21 protein-coding genes and 1 tRNA gene are annotated in these 16,615 nt (G+C 40.9%); 15 read left to right on the plus strand and 7 right to left on the minus strand.

Annotation, left to right across the window (positions count from 1 at the left end; translation table 11 throughout):
• Positions 1-28 precede the first annotated feature (28 nt).
• The 3 genes from coaE (at position 29) to HYW21_02840 (ending at position 1,277) form a co-directional block, all read left to right on the plus strand.
• The gene (gene coaE, locus HYW21_02830; protein ID MBI2548260.1) at positions 29-586 is read left to right on the plus strand and encodes a dephospho-CoA kinase; all 558 of its coding nucleotides are present in this window, start codon (positions 29-31) and stop codon (positions 584-586) included.
• An 80-nt stretch (positions 587-666) separates the two neighbouring features.
• The gene (gene coaD / locus HYW21_02835) at positions 667-1,140 is read left to right on the plus strand and encodes a pantetheine-phosphate adenylyltransferase (GenBank protein MBI2548261.1); all 474 of its coding nucleotides are present in this window, start codon (positions 667-669) and stop codon (positions 1,138-1,140) included.
• A 63-nt stretch (positions 1,141-1,203) separates the two neighbouring features.
• Positions 1,204-1,277 (plus strand) — tRNA-Phe (locus tag HYW21_02840).
• Positions 1,278-1,314: 37 nt separating this feature from the next.
• Here the strand turns inward: HYW21_02840 and HYW21_02845 are convergent.
• The gene (locus tag HYW21_02845) at positions 1,315-1,956 is read right to left on the minus strand and encodes a hypothetical protein (GenBank protein MBI2548262.1); all 642 of its coding nucleotides are present in this window, start codon (positions 1,954-1,956) and stop codon (positions 1,315-1,317) included.
• A gap of 99 nt (positions 1,957-2,055) precedes the next feature.
• Here HYW21_02845 and HYW21_02850 point away from each other — a divergent pair, with 99 nt between their 5' ends.
• The 3 genes from HYW21_02850 (at position 2,056) to HYW21_02860 (ending at position 4,400) form a co-directional block, all read left to right on the plus strand.
• The gene (locus tag HYW21_02850; protein ID MBI2548263.1) at positions 2,056-2,409 is read left to right on the plus strand and encodes a hypothetical protein; all 354 of its coding nucleotides are present in this window, start codon (positions 2,056-2,058) and stop codon (positions 2,407-2,409) included.
• Positions 2,410-2,423: 14 nt separating this feature from the next.
• Positions 2,424-2,936 (plus strand): NUDIX domain-containing protein, encoded by a 513-nt coding sequence (locus tag HYW21_02855; protein MBI2548264.1) that lies wholly within the window; start codon positions 2,424-2,426, stop codon positions 2,934-2,936.
• A 144-nt stretch (positions 2,937-3,080) separates the two neighbouring features.
• Positions 3,081-4,400, plus strand: coding sequence for a hypothetical protein (locus tag HYW21_02860; GenBank protein ID MBI2548265.1), 1,320 nt, complete (start codon positions 3,081-3,083; stop codon positions 4,398-4,400).
• A 23-nt stretch (positions 4,401-4,423) separates the two neighbouring features.
• On the opposite strand, the gene HYW21_02865 is transcribed toward HYW21_02860, so the two are convergent.
• From HYW21_02865 to HYW21_02875, 3 genes are read right to left on the minus strand one after another with little or no spacing between them, the layout of a single operon-like run.
• Positions 4,424-5,596 carry an aminopeptidase P family protein gene (locus HYW21_02865; GenBank protein MBI2548266.1) on the minus strand — a complete coding sequence of 391 codons (1,173 nt, stop codon included), beginning with the start codon at positions 5,594-5,596 and terminating at the stop codon, positions 4,424-4,426.
• On the minus strand, positions 5,535-6,875 hold the full coding sequence (locus tag HYW21_02870) for a TldD/PmbA family protein (protein ID MBI2548267.1): 1,341 nt from the start codon (positions 6,873-6,875) through the stop codon (positions 5,535-5,537). The genes HYW21_02865 and HYW21_02870 overlap by 62 nt, the downstream gene beginning before the upstream one ends.
• Positions 6,808-8,181 (minus strand): TldD/PmbA family protein, encoded by a 1,374-nt coding sequence (locus HYW21_02875; protein ID MBI2548268.1) that lies wholly within the window; start codon positions 8,179-8,181, stop codon positions 6,808-6,810. The genes HYW21_02870 and HYW21_02875 overlap by 68 nt, the downstream gene beginning before the upstream one ends.
• A gap of 94 nt (positions 8,182-8,275) precedes the next feature.
• Between HYW21_02875 and HYW21_02880 the strand changes: the two genes are divergently transcribed.
• The 4 genes from HYW21_02880 (at position 8,276) to HYW21_02895 (ending at position 10,466) form a co-directional block, all read left to right on the plus strand.
• Positions 8,276-8,908 carry a 50S ribosome-binding GTPase gene (locus tag HYW21_02880; protein ID MBI2548269.1) on the plus strand — a complete coding sequence of 211 codons (633 nt, stop codon included), beginning with the start codon at positions 8,276-8,278 and terminating at the stop codon, positions 8,906-8,908.
• Between the two features lie 20 nt (positions 8,909-8,928).
• Positions 8,929-9,342 (plus strand): DUF2073 domain-containing protein, encoded by a 414-nt coding sequence (locus HYW21_02885; GenBank protein MBI2548270.1) that lies wholly within the window; start codon positions 8,929-8,931, stop codon positions 9,340-9,342.
• An 88-nt stretch (positions 9,343-9,430) separates the two neighbouring features.
• Positions 9,431-9,826 carry a hypothetical protein gene (locus tag HYW21_02890; GenBank protein ID MBI2548271.1) on the plus strand — a complete coding sequence of 132 codons (396 nt, stop codon included), beginning with the start codon at positions 9,431-9,433 and terminating at the stop codon, positions 9,824-9,826.
• 49 nt (positions 9,827-9,875) lie between these two features.
• Positions 9,876-10,466 carry a histidine phosphatase family protein gene (locus HYW21_02895; GenBank protein MBI2548272.1) on the plus strand — a complete coding sequence of 197 codons (591 nt, stop codon included), beginning with the start codon at positions 9,876-9,878 and terminating at the stop codon, positions 10,464-10,466.
• A gap of 38 nt (positions 10,467-10,504) precedes the next feature.
• On the opposite strand, the gene HYW21_02900 is transcribed toward HYW21_02895, so the two are convergent.
• Positions 10,505-11,701, minus strand: a complete 1,197-nt coding sequence (locus HYW21_02900) for a redox-regulated ATPase YchF (GenBank protein ID MBI2548273.1) — start codon at positions 11,699-11,701, stop codon at positions 10,505-10,507.
• A 142-nt stretch (positions 11,702-11,843) separates the two neighbouring features.
• Here HYW21_02900 and HYW21_02905 point away from each other — a divergent pair, with 142 nt between their 5' ends.
• The 5 genes from HYW21_02905 (at position 11,844) to HYW21_02925 (ending at position 15,198) form a co-directional block, all read left to right on the plus strand.
• Positions 11,844-12,440: a hypothetical protein gene (locus HYW21_02905; GenBank protein ID MBI2548274.1), complete on the plus strand. Its 597-nt coding sequence runs from the start codon at positions 11,844-11,846 to the stop codon at positions 12,438-12,440.
• A 111-nt stretch (positions 12,441-12,551) separates the two neighbouring features.
• The gene (locus HYW21_02910) at positions 12,552-13,166 is read left to right on the plus strand and encodes a hypothetical protein (GenBank protein MBI2548275.1); all 615 of its coding nucleotides are present in this window, start codon (positions 12,552-12,554) and stop codon (positions 13,164-13,166) included.
• A 6-nt stretch (positions 13,167-13,172) separates the two neighbouring features.
• Entirely contained in the window at positions 13,173-13,757 is a 585-nt protein-coding gene (locus HYW21_02915; protein MBI2548276.1) for a hypothetical protein, read from the plus strand.
• 124 nt (positions 13,758-13,881) lie between these two features.
• Positions 13,882-14,511, plus strand: coding sequence for a hypothetical protein (locus HYW21_02920; GenBank protein MBI2548277.1), 630 nt, complete (start codon positions 13,882-13,884; stop codon positions 14,509-14,511).
• Complete coding sequence (locus HYW21_02925) at positions 14,512-15,198, plus strand: nucleotidyltransferase (GenBank protein ID MBI2548278.1); 687 nt, start codon at positions 14,512-14,514, stop codon at positions 15,196-15,198. It abuts the gene before it with no gap.
• 24 nt (positions 15,199-15,222) lie between these two features.
• Here HYW21_02925 and HYW21_02930 read toward each other — a convergent pair whose 3' ends face one another.
• Positions 15,223-15,879, minus strand: a complete 657-nt coding sequence (locus HYW21_02930; GenBank protein ID MBI2548279.1) for a hypothetical protein — start codon at positions 15,877-15,879, stop codon at positions 15,223-15,225.
• Between the two features lie 237 nt (positions 15,880-16,116).
• Positions 16,117-16,614 (minus strand): hypothetical protein, encoded by a 498-nt coding sequence (locus HYW21_02935; GenBank protein MBI2548280.1) that lies wholly within the window; start codon positions 16,612-16,614, stop codon positions 16,117-16,119.
• Position 16,615 lies beyond the last annotated feature (1 nt).

Genomic DNA, 16,615 nt, shown 5'->3' on the forward strand with positions numbered 1-16,615 from the left:
TATATAGAAGTGTTGCTCTCAATAGTTTATGATTGTCGCTGTTACGGGAAAAATTGGTTCAGGAAAGACAACCGTCTGTAATATTCTCAAGCAACAAGGGGCACATGTTATCCATGCTGATCATGTAGGGCATCAACTTTTGAAGGCTCCTGAAGTCAAACAAAAGCTCAAAAAGACCTTTGGTACCCATGTTTTTACTAAGGGGAAGGTTGATCGAGAAAAACTAGGAAACCTTGCATTCTTCAGCAATGCTGCGCTTCACGAACTGAACAACATTATTCATCCACATTTGCGTAAGGCAATTCAAAAACAGGTTCAGGAGAAAAAGAAACAAAAAAAATTGATCGTTATTGATGCAGCCCTTTACAAAGAGCTGAAGCTTGGTGATTTGACTGATGTTACTGTTCTTGTACGAGCGAAAAAAAGAACGCTTCAGAAACGTAACAAAAAATATCCACCGCACAAGTTCCATCGCATCTTTCACACCCAGCACATGCCCAAGGCAGACCATGTTCTTGAAAATAATGGAACAAAACAAGCCCTTCGAAAGGATGTCCTTACCTTATATGAGGTTCTCCTTGCGTAAGCATCTTATGAGTGACTTATCTTATTGATAACGGTTGATAAAGGATTTAAAGATAATCTCTGAAAGATGATCTCTACCCTATGAAAACAGCTATTTATCCTGGAAGTTTCGACCCGATTACCAATGGGCATCTCGATATTATTCATCGTTCTCTCCATCTTTTTGATAAGCTGATTGTTGCCATTGGTGATAACCCAAAAAAGAGGCCCCTGTTTACGATTGCTGAGCGAAAAGCCTTTATCGAGGAATCGACCAGGAAGTTGCCTGTTACTGTTGACGTTTTTCATGGGTTATTGGCAGATTACTGTGCGCAGAAAAAATGTTTTATCATTGTTCGTGGTCTACGCGCGGTGTCACATTTTGAATATGAGTTTCAAATGGCATTGATGAATCGTCAACTTCAACCTCAGCTTGAAACCGTGCTTTTTATGACTGACAAAGAATACTTCTATCTGAGCTCAACACTTGTCAAAGATTTGGCAAAAAATGGTGCTTCTGTTGATGGTTTAGTCCCACGGATTGTTGCAAAGCATCTCAGGCACAAGTTTGTATAATCGAAAAATCGAAACAAAAAACCGAAATTATTTTAAATCATCCTCGGTTTTCTGCTTTCCCACGGGGGCGTAGCTCAGACTGGGAGAGCGCACGGCTGAAGACCGTGATGTCCTGGGTTCAAATCCCAGCGTCCCCACCTTTTTTCCAAGCATTACTTCCTATTATAGCTCGCATTACTCCTTTCTCATTACCCCTTGAACATTTCGGAAATGGAGCTTTACCAGAAGATGGAGGGGAATAGTACCTTTCTTTGCCTGTTCTAAGGCCTCTTGCACATGCGTGCTTCCCTTCGGAATAGGAAATCCTGCTAACTTTGTAAGTTCTTGCAGCTGCAAGAGCGCAGCATCTCGCGCAATGATTGAAGCAGCAGCTACTTCAACATATTTTTCTTCTGCTTTTGTTACGATAATATCCCCAACCGTACAACCAGGGTACTGGTCAACCACATGCACTATTTTTCCACGTTTCGTTGTGTATTTTCCCCTCAGCTCATCGGCGCATTCACGATGAAGTTTGTTCAAAAGTGACGTAAGGATGACTTCACCATCACGTTGATTGTACTCTTCGGGATAAACATTGCGAATACTCCACTGAAATTTTTGTTTTATAACCTGTGCCAGTCGATGGACAACAAGATCAGAAATCTTTTTAGAGTCCTTTACTCCTAGTTCTTGGAGTTGTTTTCTTTCTTCTGGTCCTGCCATAACTGCGGCAACAACAATACCCCCAAAGGTATCTCCCTTCAGTGCTTCGTCACTGCCTATGATAAGGTGCATGTGTGTTTGTATTGTTGGCAGAACTTCTTTTTTTTCCATGGGAACTGACGAGGAGAGAGGGTATAAATACTTTTGTTTTCTTTACTATTTTGGAAGCTACAAACATTTATAAATGAGGAGAGGATACATACTGTTACAATGGAGCTGGTAAACCTCCTCATGAAAGGTCCTTCTCGAAAAATGTCATTGGGACTCTCGGGCTTAGCACTTATCACTGCCGTGGAATCTTGCGACCTAGGTTATCGTGAATTAAACTTTAAGCCAGATGGGATATATAAATGTAGACCAAAAGAAGGTCAACAAGGTCAAACATATAGATTTGATAGTGGAGATAGCAGAACAGTAGTATGGTTTGGTCAAAACCGCGGCATTGAATTCTATGATCAAATCTCTGGTGAAGTTGTAAGATTGTATGAAAACTCCAATCTTCCATATAATTGCGAATGCATACAACCCAAAGAAGAGAGTAATGCAGAGTCTACGAAACTTTGAGTTTTCACTTTCACATGGATGACGTTGATATTATTGACAAGAATGAAAAAGTGCTTCGCGTTGTTAGTACGGATGTTGCTCATGCCCAGCACCTCCTTCATCGTGCTGTTGGGATTGTGCTCGTCAATAGTAAACATGAAGTACTCTTACAGCTTCGAAAAGCAACAAAATACCAGTATCCTCTTTATTGGTGTGACTCTGTTGCAGGCCATGTTGATGCAGGTGAAATGCCAGATCATGCAGCTGTTCGTGAGATGCAGGAAGAACTTGGAGTTCAGGTTCCACTGGAGTTTGTTGGAAAGATTATCATTAATGAACCCGAGGAGCACGAACTCTTAAGTGTTTATTTTGGTAGAACTGATGGGCCTTTTGTATTGCAGGAAGAAGAAATGGAAGAAGCTACTTTTTTTCCAGTTGCTTTCTTAAAACAGTGCCTCGTTCAAGGAAAGCAATCACAAAAGTCCTTGAAAATGACACCCCATCTTCGTGAGTCTTTGAAACTTGTTTTTGCAAAGTATCCTCTTTAATCCTCGTTAACGAACTTTTCAAGTCTCTTCGGAGATTATTCCTATCGGAATTTATTTTTCACACATATATTTATATGGGACTCTCTTTCTGGCACACCTTCATTTGAGCATTGTTTGACCGTTGAAAAGTTGGAAGGTGATTTCATGACGATTATTATTGATCCAGGTTATAGAGAAGTTGCAGAAGTAGAGTTCTTTCGGAGGCATCCGGATGTATATTCTACAGCGGTTGCTGCAGGAATTGTTCAAAAACTTGCAGAAATTGCAGCACGTAAGGGTCAGCTTCAAGGTTTTCGTGCAGATCTGAATGTGCAGTCCTCAGCACGAACTTTGGATGCAACTTCGTCTCCACCGTTTCCCATTAATGTTAGTATTGCCGGCCAATTGATGATTCCAGAAGACACCCCTTTAGAGCAAATTGCTCGGGATGTTGTTGTCACAACACTAGACAATGCAGGTTATTTTCGTGACGGCGATTTTCATCCAGATCATGTTAATGTTGATATACGGCACATTACTCCACAAGGTATAGTTCTCAATGGCACCACAAAGCAAAACAAATTTGCCGATAGCTGTATAGTACATGGCCATTACCTTGCAGATCCTTACGGTATTGATGGTACCTTTCCCAGTTTAGGTATCGCTTCCGCCATTGATAGACTATTGGCATTGTATTTTCAAGGCTCTCCTGAATCACGGCCAGACGGCAAAGTTCATGTAACCGTACGTTATACACCAAACGGTTTTGTTTGTGATGATACCCATGACGTTTATGTTTGTGATGATGCCCATGGCGTTTATGTTTCACTTGCACACCAGAAGGGAGTTTCTCCTGCATTTTTTCATGCCGTGCAGGACTATCTTGCTGATAATCTTTCTCGATATCATGTTTCTAGGGGCGCGATTGCTGTTAATGCTGGCGGGGATTTTAACGAATACTTTCTTCGTGTTGATGCTGGCGTGAGTAAAGTAAAAGACTCAGTGATAGCCACGGGGGGTATTCATCAGCATGGAACTGATGCTGTTTGGGGAAAATGTTTATGGAAAGCAAGTTCAACACTCTATCCCTATGCATATGCCTTAGCTCGTGCAGTCAGTGAAGCGACGCGTGCACAATATGCTGCAGTTCGATTGCAGGCACAGCATAATCAAGAACAGATCGTTGTGCAGATAGAAGATCTTGATCCAGCTCTTGCACATTATGACACCCGTGAATTAGGACAACTCAGAGAAAGAATGACGCATGCGCTTTCCAGAGCAGGTACTTGTACAGACCCTAGTCCAATTCCTCTTGATCGTAATGGTATTCGTGAGATACTGGGGATGCCGGTAACACTTGACACTTATCGAACATTTAACGATCCGCAAGGATTTCATGATCCTGACAAACCATGGAAATCCAGAAATGACGAGCTTGTGGATCGCGTTTCAACTGCATTTTTGAGATACGACCTTCATGTCTGAATTTGCCTGATAGAGAATACTTTTTATTTTTTTATAACTATATCATTAAAAGAGCTTGACATCTTTGTTAAGACTTCATAGCCATCTTTCTTGACGAGAACGTCATCTTCAATGCGTATCCCATAAGCATTCGGAAAATAAATGCCTGGTTCTATCGTAATAACCATTCCTTCCTGTAAAACATCCACCGATGTTTTACTGATATTTGGACCTTCATGGACATCCATACCAAGACCATGGCCAGTACTATGGATGAAATACTTTTCTCCCAGAACCTTTCGGGCTGCTTGGTCAACGTGTTTTGCTGGTGTTCCCTCCCGCACTTGGTGCAGGCTTGCCTCTTGAGCTCGCATAACACCGAGATATGCTTGTCGTTCTTTTTCAGAAGGATTTCCTACATAAAAAGTGCGAGTAATATCTGAGCAATAGCCCTTATATCGTACACCGACATCAATCACTAAAAATCCGTTCTGAAGAACTTTTCGCTGAGGCACATAATGGGGCATTGCTCCGTGTTTTCCCGATGCAACAATCATTGGAAATGCAGGTTCTACTCCTCGCTGCTTCATTGCAGCTTCCATAAAGGCTACAACATCCTGTTCAGTAACAAATTCCTTTTTTTTCTTACTGAGGAAGGCTTTTACTTCTTGGATAATAGTTGTCGTCATTGCACATGCCCTCTTAATGAGAGCAATTTCTTCTTTTGTTTTTACCATCCTCAGAGCACGCAAGGCCTGACTCATATCGATTTGTTTTCTTCCTGTTGCTTTACGTATCGCTTGAGAACTCAACAATGACAACGCTGCATAGTTTACTCCTATTTTTTCTATTTTTCTTCCATTATTTTTTCTAGGCAAGGCAAAAAACTGTTTTAAGAATCCCGGTTTCCATTCTTTGAGGATTATCTTTATGGTTTTCTGCGACAACACTCGCTGAACGCGTTCATATTCCAGCGAAGGTACTGCAAAAAGAGCACTCCCCTTGTTTGGAACAATCAGCAATGCATATTCGACCTTGATGTTTGTGTAGTACACCATATGGGGATCTATACTGTTCCCATCATTCATCAGAATGAGATAGTCTATTTTCTTCTCATCAAGAATTTTTTGTAGATGTTTGATACGCGTCATGTTGCTAATGGTAGCTTTGGGTAAAGTGCACACCTTTACAGGCAACTGGTCCTGTATAGACTCCATTGCGTTGTTCAATCTCTTTTCCTATGGCAATGATGTTTTGCATAACCTCGGCCATCTTACCATGGATCAATCCACCTTTGACAGGAATCTTTTCTCCATTCTTGAGATAATATCCATGTTCCATGGTCACTGAAAATGCTGTTGTTAATGGATTACTCGTGTGAGATCCCATGATGTGATCAACAATTAAACACTCATCAATCGGAAAAGGTGATCCTTTCATAATAATGTTTCTAAAACTTATGCCTTCGGTGCTTGCATTTCCTGTGCTTTCACGATGATGATGTTTTCCGGTGTTGTAATCGTAGATAAAGTTTTTCAAAATACCGTCATGTATAAGACTTGTTCTTTGCATGGGTGTTCCTTCGGCATCAACCAGATGAGAATGGATACCATAATCCAAAGTTCCATCATCAATCAGGGAGACCTGTGGCGAGCAGATACGTTCTCCTAATTTTTTTGTAAACAACGATTTTTTTTTCACAACATTTCTTCCATTAAGATTGTCAAGGAAGGCGTTCTGAAGTAAGTCACCAAATACATTTGGCATAAACATAACTATGGTTGGTTTTTTCTTAAAGGGCTGAGCATCAAGAAAGGTATGAGCTTTTTCTTTAATCGTTTGAGCGAAAGATCCTAAGCCGAAGTATCGATGGTCATTCATGCTATCCCAGTAGGTAGCAATTTTCCCGTCTTTGGCAATGGCTCCTGCACCTATCGCAAACTCTGTTGATTCCTCATGCGTTTCAACACCATTTGAATTCATCAAAACCGTAGCATTTCTTGCAGAAGAGACACCGCCCTCGCTTAACGTCGTTCGCTCATCATGAATGTCCTCAATCATATCGGTCGCATATCTCACTAAATCACCAGGGGATAACTGCAGAACTTTTTTATCGCACAGTTTGACCTGTTTACTTTTTTTTGGTTCTGGGATTCCATAAAAATAGTCTAACTGAGTACTTGCCTTTGCAATTTTCAAAGCGTTTTTTACCAGCTCAGGACTGTACTGATTGCTGTAGGAGAAACCTTCCTTTCCATTGATCCAAACTTTGACAAGATATTTATGACTCAAATCAGCATCATAGGTGTGAATCGTATTATGCTTGACATCGATACTTTCTTCTTGTGATTCTTCTATGCGAACAAGAGCATAATCTGCTTTTTTTTCAGCTTCCTTGAGTAATTTCGTTGCTTCGTTGAACATGGTATTAAGCTTTTCCGCCAATAATTGCTTTTCCAACAACCATGGGAGGACAATTTCCAATAACTGGTACATACTGTCCTCCTTTTCCACAATAACCCGGGGAACCTTTTCCATAGGTATTCCCAATGGCGCGTATGTCGTACAAGGTACGCAACGTATTTCCTAGTAATGAGACTCCCTTGACAGGCTCGGTAATTCTGCTGTTTTTTATCTTGTATCCCATTTGCGCAGAAAAATGAAAATCTCCAGTTGGCGTATCTGCTTGACCACCACGAGAACCGATAAGATAGAGACCGTCTTTAACTTTTTCTGCTAATTCTTCAAAACGATGATCCCCCTTTTCAAGATAGGTATTGGACATACGAACCTGGGGAAGGTATTCCACGCTTTGTGCTCGTGCATTTCCGGTCGGTGATGTTCCGTATGCAGCAGCAGTTTCCCGAGTATGGAGAAGGTTCTGCAAAATACCATGTTTTACCATTGATGTTTTTTGTGCAGGTACTCCTTCGTCATCATAAAAGTAGCTGCCCCATAATCCTTTGAGCGTTGGATCATCGCTGATGGTTAAAAAGGAAGGAGCAATCTGTTTTCCGAGTAATGCTTGAAGGCAACTTTCCTTTTGAAGTACAATGTCTGCCTCGGTGGCATGACCAACAGCTTCATGGATAAGCACTTCAGTGAGCTGGGGATCACATAATACCGGAACCATGCCCCCTTTTGGTACTCTTGCTTTGGTAAGGATACATGCATTTTTGTAGGTAGATGCCATTACCTCGGGAAGGGCTTTTGTTACTTCATATCCCATGACTCCACCCGCCCGTTCATCAAAGGTTTCCAATGTTTTATTTTTTACCGTCATTGAAGCACTTACTGCAGCATAGGTTAACTGCTGATGGATTTCTGTTCCTTCGGCATTCCAAAAGCTTGAGTCTTTTATACTATCTGAATAAGAAACCTGCACACTTTTGACGAATTTTCGTTGAAGATATTCGGTTGTTGCTGCAACGATGTGACTCTTTTTTTCTTCTAAGGAGATAGTGTCGGGCGCAATCTTCACCAGACTTTTTTTTTGTCCACTTCTTGGATGTCCGACCCACACGCTTCGTGTTGCAGGAGACCGTGTCATGGAGGTGTTTAACGATTTCGCAATACTCATAGCTTTTTTTATTGATTTAGCGAGCGAAGTCCCGTCACTAGAAACAAAACCCCATCCATTTTTATACAGAACCCGGACAGAATGTCCGTTTTTTTCTCCAAGGACAATATCTTTTGTTTCTTTATTCCATGCATTAAGTGCTGTTGTTTTGATTGTTTCGTTTCGAATTTCCCAGTACGTGATTGAACGATCAGCAAATAAACGGAGAAGTTTTCTTTCCATGTTTTTCTCATAACGACTGCTCATTTATTACCTTTTCTGTTCTAAAAAAACAAAGCGAAAGCTTTTTATAGTCATATCTGATCCAGAAATACTTATGCTTGCCGTCTTAAAACAGTTTATCAACAAGGTATTTCGTGATATTTTCCGAAAAAAGAGGCACATCAAATTGGGGTTGTACGGACCGCCAAATGCAGGAAAAACAACACTGGCAAATAAGATTTGTACTGACTGGCTTGGAGAAGAAATGGGAACGGTTTCTGACATTCCCCATGAAACCAGAGAAATTCAGATTAAAGAACAGATTAATATTAAATCAAACGGTAAAGAGCTCTCTTTTAACCTTGTTGATACACCCGGGATTGCAACCAAGGTTGACTTTGAAGATTTTCTCAAAAGCGGATTAAATGAAAAAGAAGCAAAAAAACGTGCAAAAGAAGCGACAAAAGGCATTGTTGATGCAATCAAATGGCTTGATGAAATGGATGTTGTCATTATTGTCCTTGATGCTACCAAAGACCCGTACAGTCAAGTGAATATTACTATTGTCGGAAATCTCCAGGCTCGTAATATTCCGGTGATGATTATTGCAAATAAGATTGATCTGAAAAAGGCTGATTTAAAGCGAGTCGAGAGTGCATTTCCTCAGTATCCGGTCGTCGGCATTTCAGCAAAATATGGGACCCAAATCGAAGCATTTTATGAGTCCCTCTTCACGGTTGCAGGATAATACCAAAAAATAACACCAAAATGATAACCCTCCAATTTATACCGTATGCAGAGATCGAACAGCTCGGAACTGCAAAACGTATTAAAAAATTGTTGGACCTTGTTAAGGATAACAAGATTGTCTTGCTTGAGGGTCGACTGAAGAAAGAAGAAGAAGCAGAGCTCATCAAACGGACAATGGAAGAAATTAACGACCATTTTAAGGGGATTGAGTTATCGGTAATATATCCCAGCGATAAAGATAGCGCAGCGTTTTTTCAGTTTTTTCAAAAATTCAGAAAAAGATTTATCAGCCTGTTATTAGGCGATCGCCAAGGGTTTACCATTATTGGGCCAGCAAATATTGTGAAGGAGATCAAGAGAGATCCTGAACAAATACAGCTCCTTACTGACGACGAATATCTCAGAAGAAAACTCGGTGGTTCTCGAAAGTAAGACTAGCAGCAAGACAAATTGTTTGTAGTTGGGTAAATCACCCAAATCATCGTAACTTACAGAGAACAAATCTTCTCTAGAGGTCAACATGCCGCATCAATGTGTTCGTTGTGGATCTATTTATGAGGATGGATCTAAAGCAATTTTAGAGGGATGTACTTGTGGAGGTAGATTTTTCTTTTTCATCAAAAAAAAGACCTCAGATGCAGCAGATACAGGTGCAAAGGAACTTCCTCTCCAACTGACGCAAGAAGAAAAAGAACACATTGAGCAGGATGTGTATGATCTCATTGGCAATGACATCGACCGTTCAAAGCCCGTTGTTCTTGATTTGGAGGCTATAAAGATTGTCAAGCCAGGACAATATGAGCTCGATCTGGTCAATATCCTGAAACAGCATCCCTTGATCTATAAACTTGAGGAAGGAAAGTATATCATTGATCTTCCCTCTACCTTCCAGCTTATGCGATCAAAAAAGAAGTAAAACCCACAAAATATAAACGAATATAAACGTTGGTTTTATGTTGATGGTTATGCGACTGATTATTACAAGACATGGTGAAACTGAAGAGAATGTAGCAGGTATTTTTCAAGGTCATCTTCATGGAAAACTTTCAGATGTAGGTATTTCTCAAGCGAAGAAAGTTGCATTACGATTGAAAACTGAGAAAATAGATTATATTTATTCGAGTGATTTAGCAAGGGCTTCAGATACAACAAAAGAAATTGCAAAGTATCATCCTCATACACCTGTTGAATTTGTGGAAGAATTAAGAGAAAGATATTTAGGCGAATTGCAGGGAAAGAAAGAATCAGACCTTGGATTTTCAAAAACCACAAGCGTCGCAGGTCTTTCTCTAAAAAATGGAGAAACGCTAGAGTCATTATTCAATCGTGCTAAAGCATTCTTGCATAAGGTTTTAACAAAACGTCCAAATGACACTGTTTTATTCGTAGCTCACAATGGAATTAATAAGGCATTAATAGCAGTCATTACTCATAGGACTCCTGAGGACATACAATCAATTGAGAACCTACATAACACCGGCATTTGCATTTTTGACATTGATGAAGATAAACGTCATAAAATCCATCTATTCAATAGTAAACAACACCTAGACTAACAGTCAATTCCAAGAACCTTCTATTGTAGTCCAAGAACTCATCTGCCTGTTTTAATCTCGATGATGTCCCGGTGCTGTAAGGGGTGGTCCTTACCAACCGGTAGTTTCTTTCGTACATCAATCGCTTTGATGAAGTTCTTGCCAAGATCTTGATGGATCTTAAAGGCAAAATCCAAGGCAGTTGTTCCTGGTGGCATTAAGAAGCAGTCAGGAAGGACATTTCCGTCTTTGTCCATGAGATTATTTACTCCTCCAGGGAAGATGGCAATCATCCTGAGCAGTGTAAACACGGCTGTATCAAGGGCTTGCTGGACTCCTGTTGTTTGATGGATATCAAGGATCGTTCGTTGGATAAAGGACAATGCCTGTTGTTGTTTTTCATTCATCTGTGTACTGGTTATCTGGAAGGTCTTGTCTCCGGGGACATAGCTAATAAGATGATGCCGTGCTGCCTCACGCAAGGCAAGCTCTGCTTCAGCGCTACAAGGAATAAGCGTGTATGCGGGAAAGGTTTTTTGCAACCGCTCAAAGTGTTCTTGTGCTCCAGGAACATCGATCTTATTACACACAATAATCATAGGTTTTGTCTTTTTTCTCAGCTCATGCGCCAGTTTCAATAATTGATCTTCGCTCCAACTGTTTGGTCTTTCAGGGTCTAATGCAAGTTCTGTTATAACTTGTTCAACGATCTCTTCAGTTACTTTCAGCCCGCTCAATTGCTTCGCCAGTGCCTTTTGGATCTCTTGCCTTTCTTGAATCATCTGTCGAGCAAAGCGTTCCCATCCTCGTTTAAGCACGCCTAAATACCAATAATCAAGCTCTTCTTCAAGAAAACGGATATCATTTGTAGGGTCATAGTTTCCTACGGCAATAGGCTCTCCTTTCTCGTTCGTTGTTCCAGCAACATCTATGACATGGATAAGAGCATCTGCTTGCCGCAAATCATCCAAGAACTGGTTGCCCATGCCAAGGCCTTTATGGGCTCCAGGGACTAGGCCGGCAACGTCAATCAAGTCAACAGGGACAAACCGCATATGATTGATACAATAACCAAATCGAGGATTACATTGGACGTTAAATTCATGGTCAATACATGCCACACGAACAAATCCACAGCCGTGGTTTGGCTTGATTGTGGCAAACGGATAGTTTGCAATCTCCACTTCTGCCAACGTAGCTGCCTTGAAAAAGGTTGATTTCCCGACGTTTGCTTTGCCAACAACACCGATAAGCATGATGGGAAAAGAAAATTGAGATTCTTCTTAAACTTTGCCCTATTCTCTGATCTTATTTTGGACCGGGTACGCAAGTTTTTTCGACGTAGTTACCCTTTTTTAAATCGAAACCTTTATATATTGAAGGATATCGTTATTCCCCATGGTAGAAACGCAATCAGCCTTTCGTGGCGTCCTTGATTTTTTCTTTGCCATAGGTATTTATGATGTAGTGCTTCCTTTTCTCCTGGTTTTTACCATTATGTTTGCTATCCTCGATAAAACCAAAGTTTTAGGTGTCGATGAGTATGATGGCAAGAAATATCCTCGAAGAAACCTCAATGCCATGGTTGCTTTCGTTTCCGGATTCTTGTTCATTGCCTCAACACGTTTAGTTAGCCTTATCAATCAGGCGGTTGCCAATATTGTCATCCTTGTCATGTTCTCAGTCCTGTTTCTTCTCCTTATCGGAACATTTTATTCAGAAAAGGAAGAGGTGTTTTTGGAGGGATGGCAACGGACGGTTTTCGTGATTATCATGTTTGTTGGTATTGTCCTCATCTTTCTCTATGCCATTCAGACGGATGAGGGCGAGCCTTGGCTGATGTGGTTCTGGAATGACTACTTGGCAGAGCGATGGGATACTCAAACCGTTGGCTCAGTCATCCTTATGATCGTGATTGTTGTCTTTATGTTTTATATTGTGCACGAGCCGAAACACAACTCCCAGGGAGGGACACCAACCGAGAAAAAACATTAACACCAAGGGTATTAAAATAAAAAAATTAATAAGTAACCTCATCTTTTGCAATAAAAAGCTTGTTATGATATCATTTCATGCAACAGGGAGATAAAAAAGGAGGCATTCCCAATGGCAACAAATGCATATAACCTGTCAAACTTTATCGAAATTATGGAGTCATGGGGATTAACAGACGTCATGCTGCCCTTTTTGCTTATCTTTACTATTCTTTTTGCTATCTTACAGAAAACCAATGTCCTAGGCCACGGAAAAAAGAACTTTAATGTGGTTATTGCCCTTGTTTTTGCCTTACTGGTGGTCATTCCCCACGTCTTAGACCAGTATCCGCCTGGCGCAGATGTTGTTGACATAATGAATAGCGCATTGCCCAATGTTTCTATCCTTATTGTGGGCGTGATTATGGCATTAATCCTCATTGGTCTTTTTGGCGGTGAATCTGTTTGGATGGGAAGCTCCCTCTCTGGTTGGGTAGCTATTATTTCCTTCCTCCTGGTTATCTTTATTTTTGGCGCTTCTGCTGGTTGGTGGGGCGATCAAGGTTTTATTAATGCACTTGATAATTTCTTTGGTGAAGACTCTGTTGCCTTAGTCATCATTCTTCTGGTCTTTGGTATTATTGTCTGGTACATTACTAAAGACGATACTAAATCAGAAGGAGCAGTACGTACCGGTCAGCTCATGGGAGAAATTGGGAAACTCTTCGGCGGCGGAAAGAGCCATTAGCGAACCATGGCAACGCTTCTTGATCTTGGGCTTCTTCAGCATTTCTCACAGATCTTTGCAGCGTTGTTAATTCTTATTCTGGTGTATGGGGTGCTTCAATATACCAAACTGTTGGGTGATAGCAAAGCAATTCATGGGTTTATTGCCATTTTGATTGCCATTCTCTTTTTATTATCACCAAGCGTCAGCGATGTCATTACGGTTATGACCCCCTGGTATGTTCTCTTAGCGCTCTTTTTGGTTTTCTTGCTAATGATTATTAAAGTATTTAACGTCAGTGATGGAGATGTTCGGGCAGTCTTGAGCAATACGCAAGAGGGTCATCCTGAAATTATTTATACCATTATTGTTATTGGGATCATCATTTTCATCGGGTCTTTGGGAAAGGTTTATTTTACCGGAGAAACAGAGACAAACATCAATGCCACGACCAAAGGAACAATCGTTGGTGGTGATGTCGGTGAGGAAGAATCTGTTGAGACCTTTTGGGCAGTAATTTTCCACCCCAAAATGTTGGGTCTTATCTTTATCTTAATGATTAGTATGTTTACTGTTCTGACGCTTGCACGAAGTCCGCGCGTGTATCATTAGGCCATTTATTTCAGGGTAATGTCTTCTGCTTTTGGTCTGGATTTGGTTCTTGCACCTTTTTTGTCAATAAACCACCCTAAAAAAGCAAATATTTATATATAAGTTATAATGCATTGCTATTAGTATGGAATGCATAACCATTGCTAAACAACTTGAAGGCATATGGACCGTAGATCAGGTGGCAAAAGAACGTTGCATTGCGAGAAGTACGGCTATCAAATTGCTTCATCAACTACGAAAAGAGGGGTTCTTACAAAGTTCTGGAGGAGGTAAACAAAAACGCCTCTATTCCATCAGCTCATTGGGAATTCCTAAGAAAGAAGAAGGGATGTATGATGTTATTAATAGATACTCGAAAGTGACCTTAGCTGAGCCGTACGAACACAAAATAATAGGTAGGAACATCTCTGTTGAAGAGACCATTGTTCGTGCAATAGCTACGAGAAAGTATCGGTTAATCCTCGCGACTTTAGGATTGTTTAATCAGGTGAAGAACTGGTATCGTCTCTACTCTTTTGCTAAGCAATATGATGTATGCCATGAGGTAGGGGCACTCTATGATGTTGCACGTACGGCCATAAAAGTACGAAAAATGACTTCTAAAATCCGGGGTCTTCTGAAAAGCTTTCAGAAAAAGAGACGAAGGTTTATTATTCAAGGATTGCAATCTACTGATTTCCGGGGTATTGAATCAGCGTGGGGTATTAAGATCCCCTTAAATAAAGGGGACCTTTTGCGTTATAAGGGGGCATAAATGATAAACCTAGAAAACCAGGAAAATTTGTTCCATCTCTTGGGAAGAGGATTAAAGCAGAAGGGAGACTACTATATTGTTGGGGGCTCTGCAATGCTTTACTACAAGGCAAAGGAGAAAACAAAAGATATTGATATAGTGTGTCAAACGACGAAAGACAGAGAGATCCTCCTTCAGTTGCTTAAGGATCTTGGATTTAAAGACAGGGAATTTCGTTTTCTCTATTTTAACAAAAAAAATGTTCCTCTTCTTCTGAGTAGAGGTCAGACGCGCATCGATCTTTTCTATCGAAGAATTATTTGTTTTGATTTGTCCCACGGAATGATTGACCGGATAAGAAAGGTATATGAATATGGAAACTTTGTAGCCCATATTGTTGCACCTGAAGACATTCTTCTGTTAAAGTGTGCGACCGAACGTCCAGGGGATCGTGAAGATGCGAAATCATTGGTTGACCATTATAATCTTAAGTGGGATAGCATCATAGAAGAAGCCCAAGCACAAACAAGACCCGGTGAGGAACTATTCGTTGTCTTTCTCGATGATTTCCTGCATGAACTCAAGGAAGATCTGCATGCAGACGTTCCAAAAGAAGTCCTGAAAAAGATACGGCAAATCGCTGAGAAGGCTTTGATTGAACACGCGGGAAAGAAGAAGCGATCACGTGTTGCTTTGAAATCGAGATAGAAAAAAAAACGTTTACTCCTCCTTTCACTCCTCAGGAGGTCCTTTTTGACGCAGGTTCTTGGTAATTCGGTTCAACTCATTGACATTTTCAGTAAAGGTTGGCAACACCTTCTGAAAGACCTTCTCCATGGCTTTAATCTCTGTTCCTATACTTACTATGTTTTTATCATAGTCACCAATTTTTCCGATAATGGCCTGATGGACTTTATCAAATTCAGCCCGTACATCAGTTATCTCCTGCTCGAGTTTTGAAATCCTGATATCTACCTTGTCCTTCCATTCAATCATCTTGTTGATGCTCTTGACCAGTTCTTCCCATTTTTCGTCAATAATTGCCTCGGCTAGTTCCTCAATTCTTTCCTCAGATCCATGTTGAGCGTAGTAGTTTCCACCTGTCTCTTGAGGTTGAGGAGGGTAGTATCCACCGGCTTGATCTTCGGGTTGCATCTGCATGGGTTGTTCTGGTGGTGGATTTTCAAGAAATTCAGCAGGAATCTCTTCAACACTGCCTTTGATATCTGCCTGATTCATGGCATCAAATATTTCTGTAGGAGCAAATCCTTGTTGGCGCAGCGTTTGGACAATCTGATTGTTACTAAAGCCCTGCTGCCGCATATTAATGACTTGATCAATAGGGGGGCCAGACGGTCCTGGTTGTGCAAAGCGATCATTACTGGGCATGGTACCTCTTTTTTTCTTTCTGCTCGTACTACCTACGGTTATATGTTTTTAAACCTTTCCTTTCCTCAAGCTCCATCCAAAAAAGGGTTAGCAGCCTTCAGTCAAACTTCCTTTTTATCAAGCGTCCAGCTGAGAGGGGGGACGTCCCTTACGGGGTCTCTCAGCTTTACTGGAAAGAAGCAAGAAGTTTGAGCTGCTAACCTGAGCGCTAGCGAATTTTTGGATGGGGCTCTTTCCTCAGAGGGCCAGAGGTTCCTTTTTCTTTGTCTCTGTCTTTCTCTCCATTGCTTCTTTGCTGCTTGCACGCTCTTCTACGATATCCTGCACCATTTTGACAACTTCTTGTTGAGTCACGAAATTTACTGGTTCCCAGAGATTGATGTATCGCTCAAGTACTTTAACGTCTTCTTTCTTTGCAGACTCTCGCAGCTCAAGGATCAATAGCTTTACTTTATCTTTGACATCAAGCAGCTCTCGCTTCACTGTTTTGAGGTCATCTTGGAGTATTTTTATCTCTGTGGAAGCCTTTTTCTGCGAGCTGAGCATATTCTGCTCGATAACCTGGATTTTTTTTCGTAAGTTAAGATCACGCTCTTCTTGAATCCTCACTCTTCTTGATAAATTATTTAATTCATTTCTCAGAAGCATAAGGTCATCAGTACTATTCCCTTTAGAGCCAAAAATTCCTGCTGACTTCTTTTTCTCCTCTTGGTTCTCTTGGTGAGGTTCAAACATC

This window comes from Candidatus Woesearchaeota archaeon (assembly GCA_016187565.1).
Taxonomy (GTDB): Archaea; Nanobdellota; Nanobdellia; order Woesearchaeales; family JACPJR01; genus JACPJR01.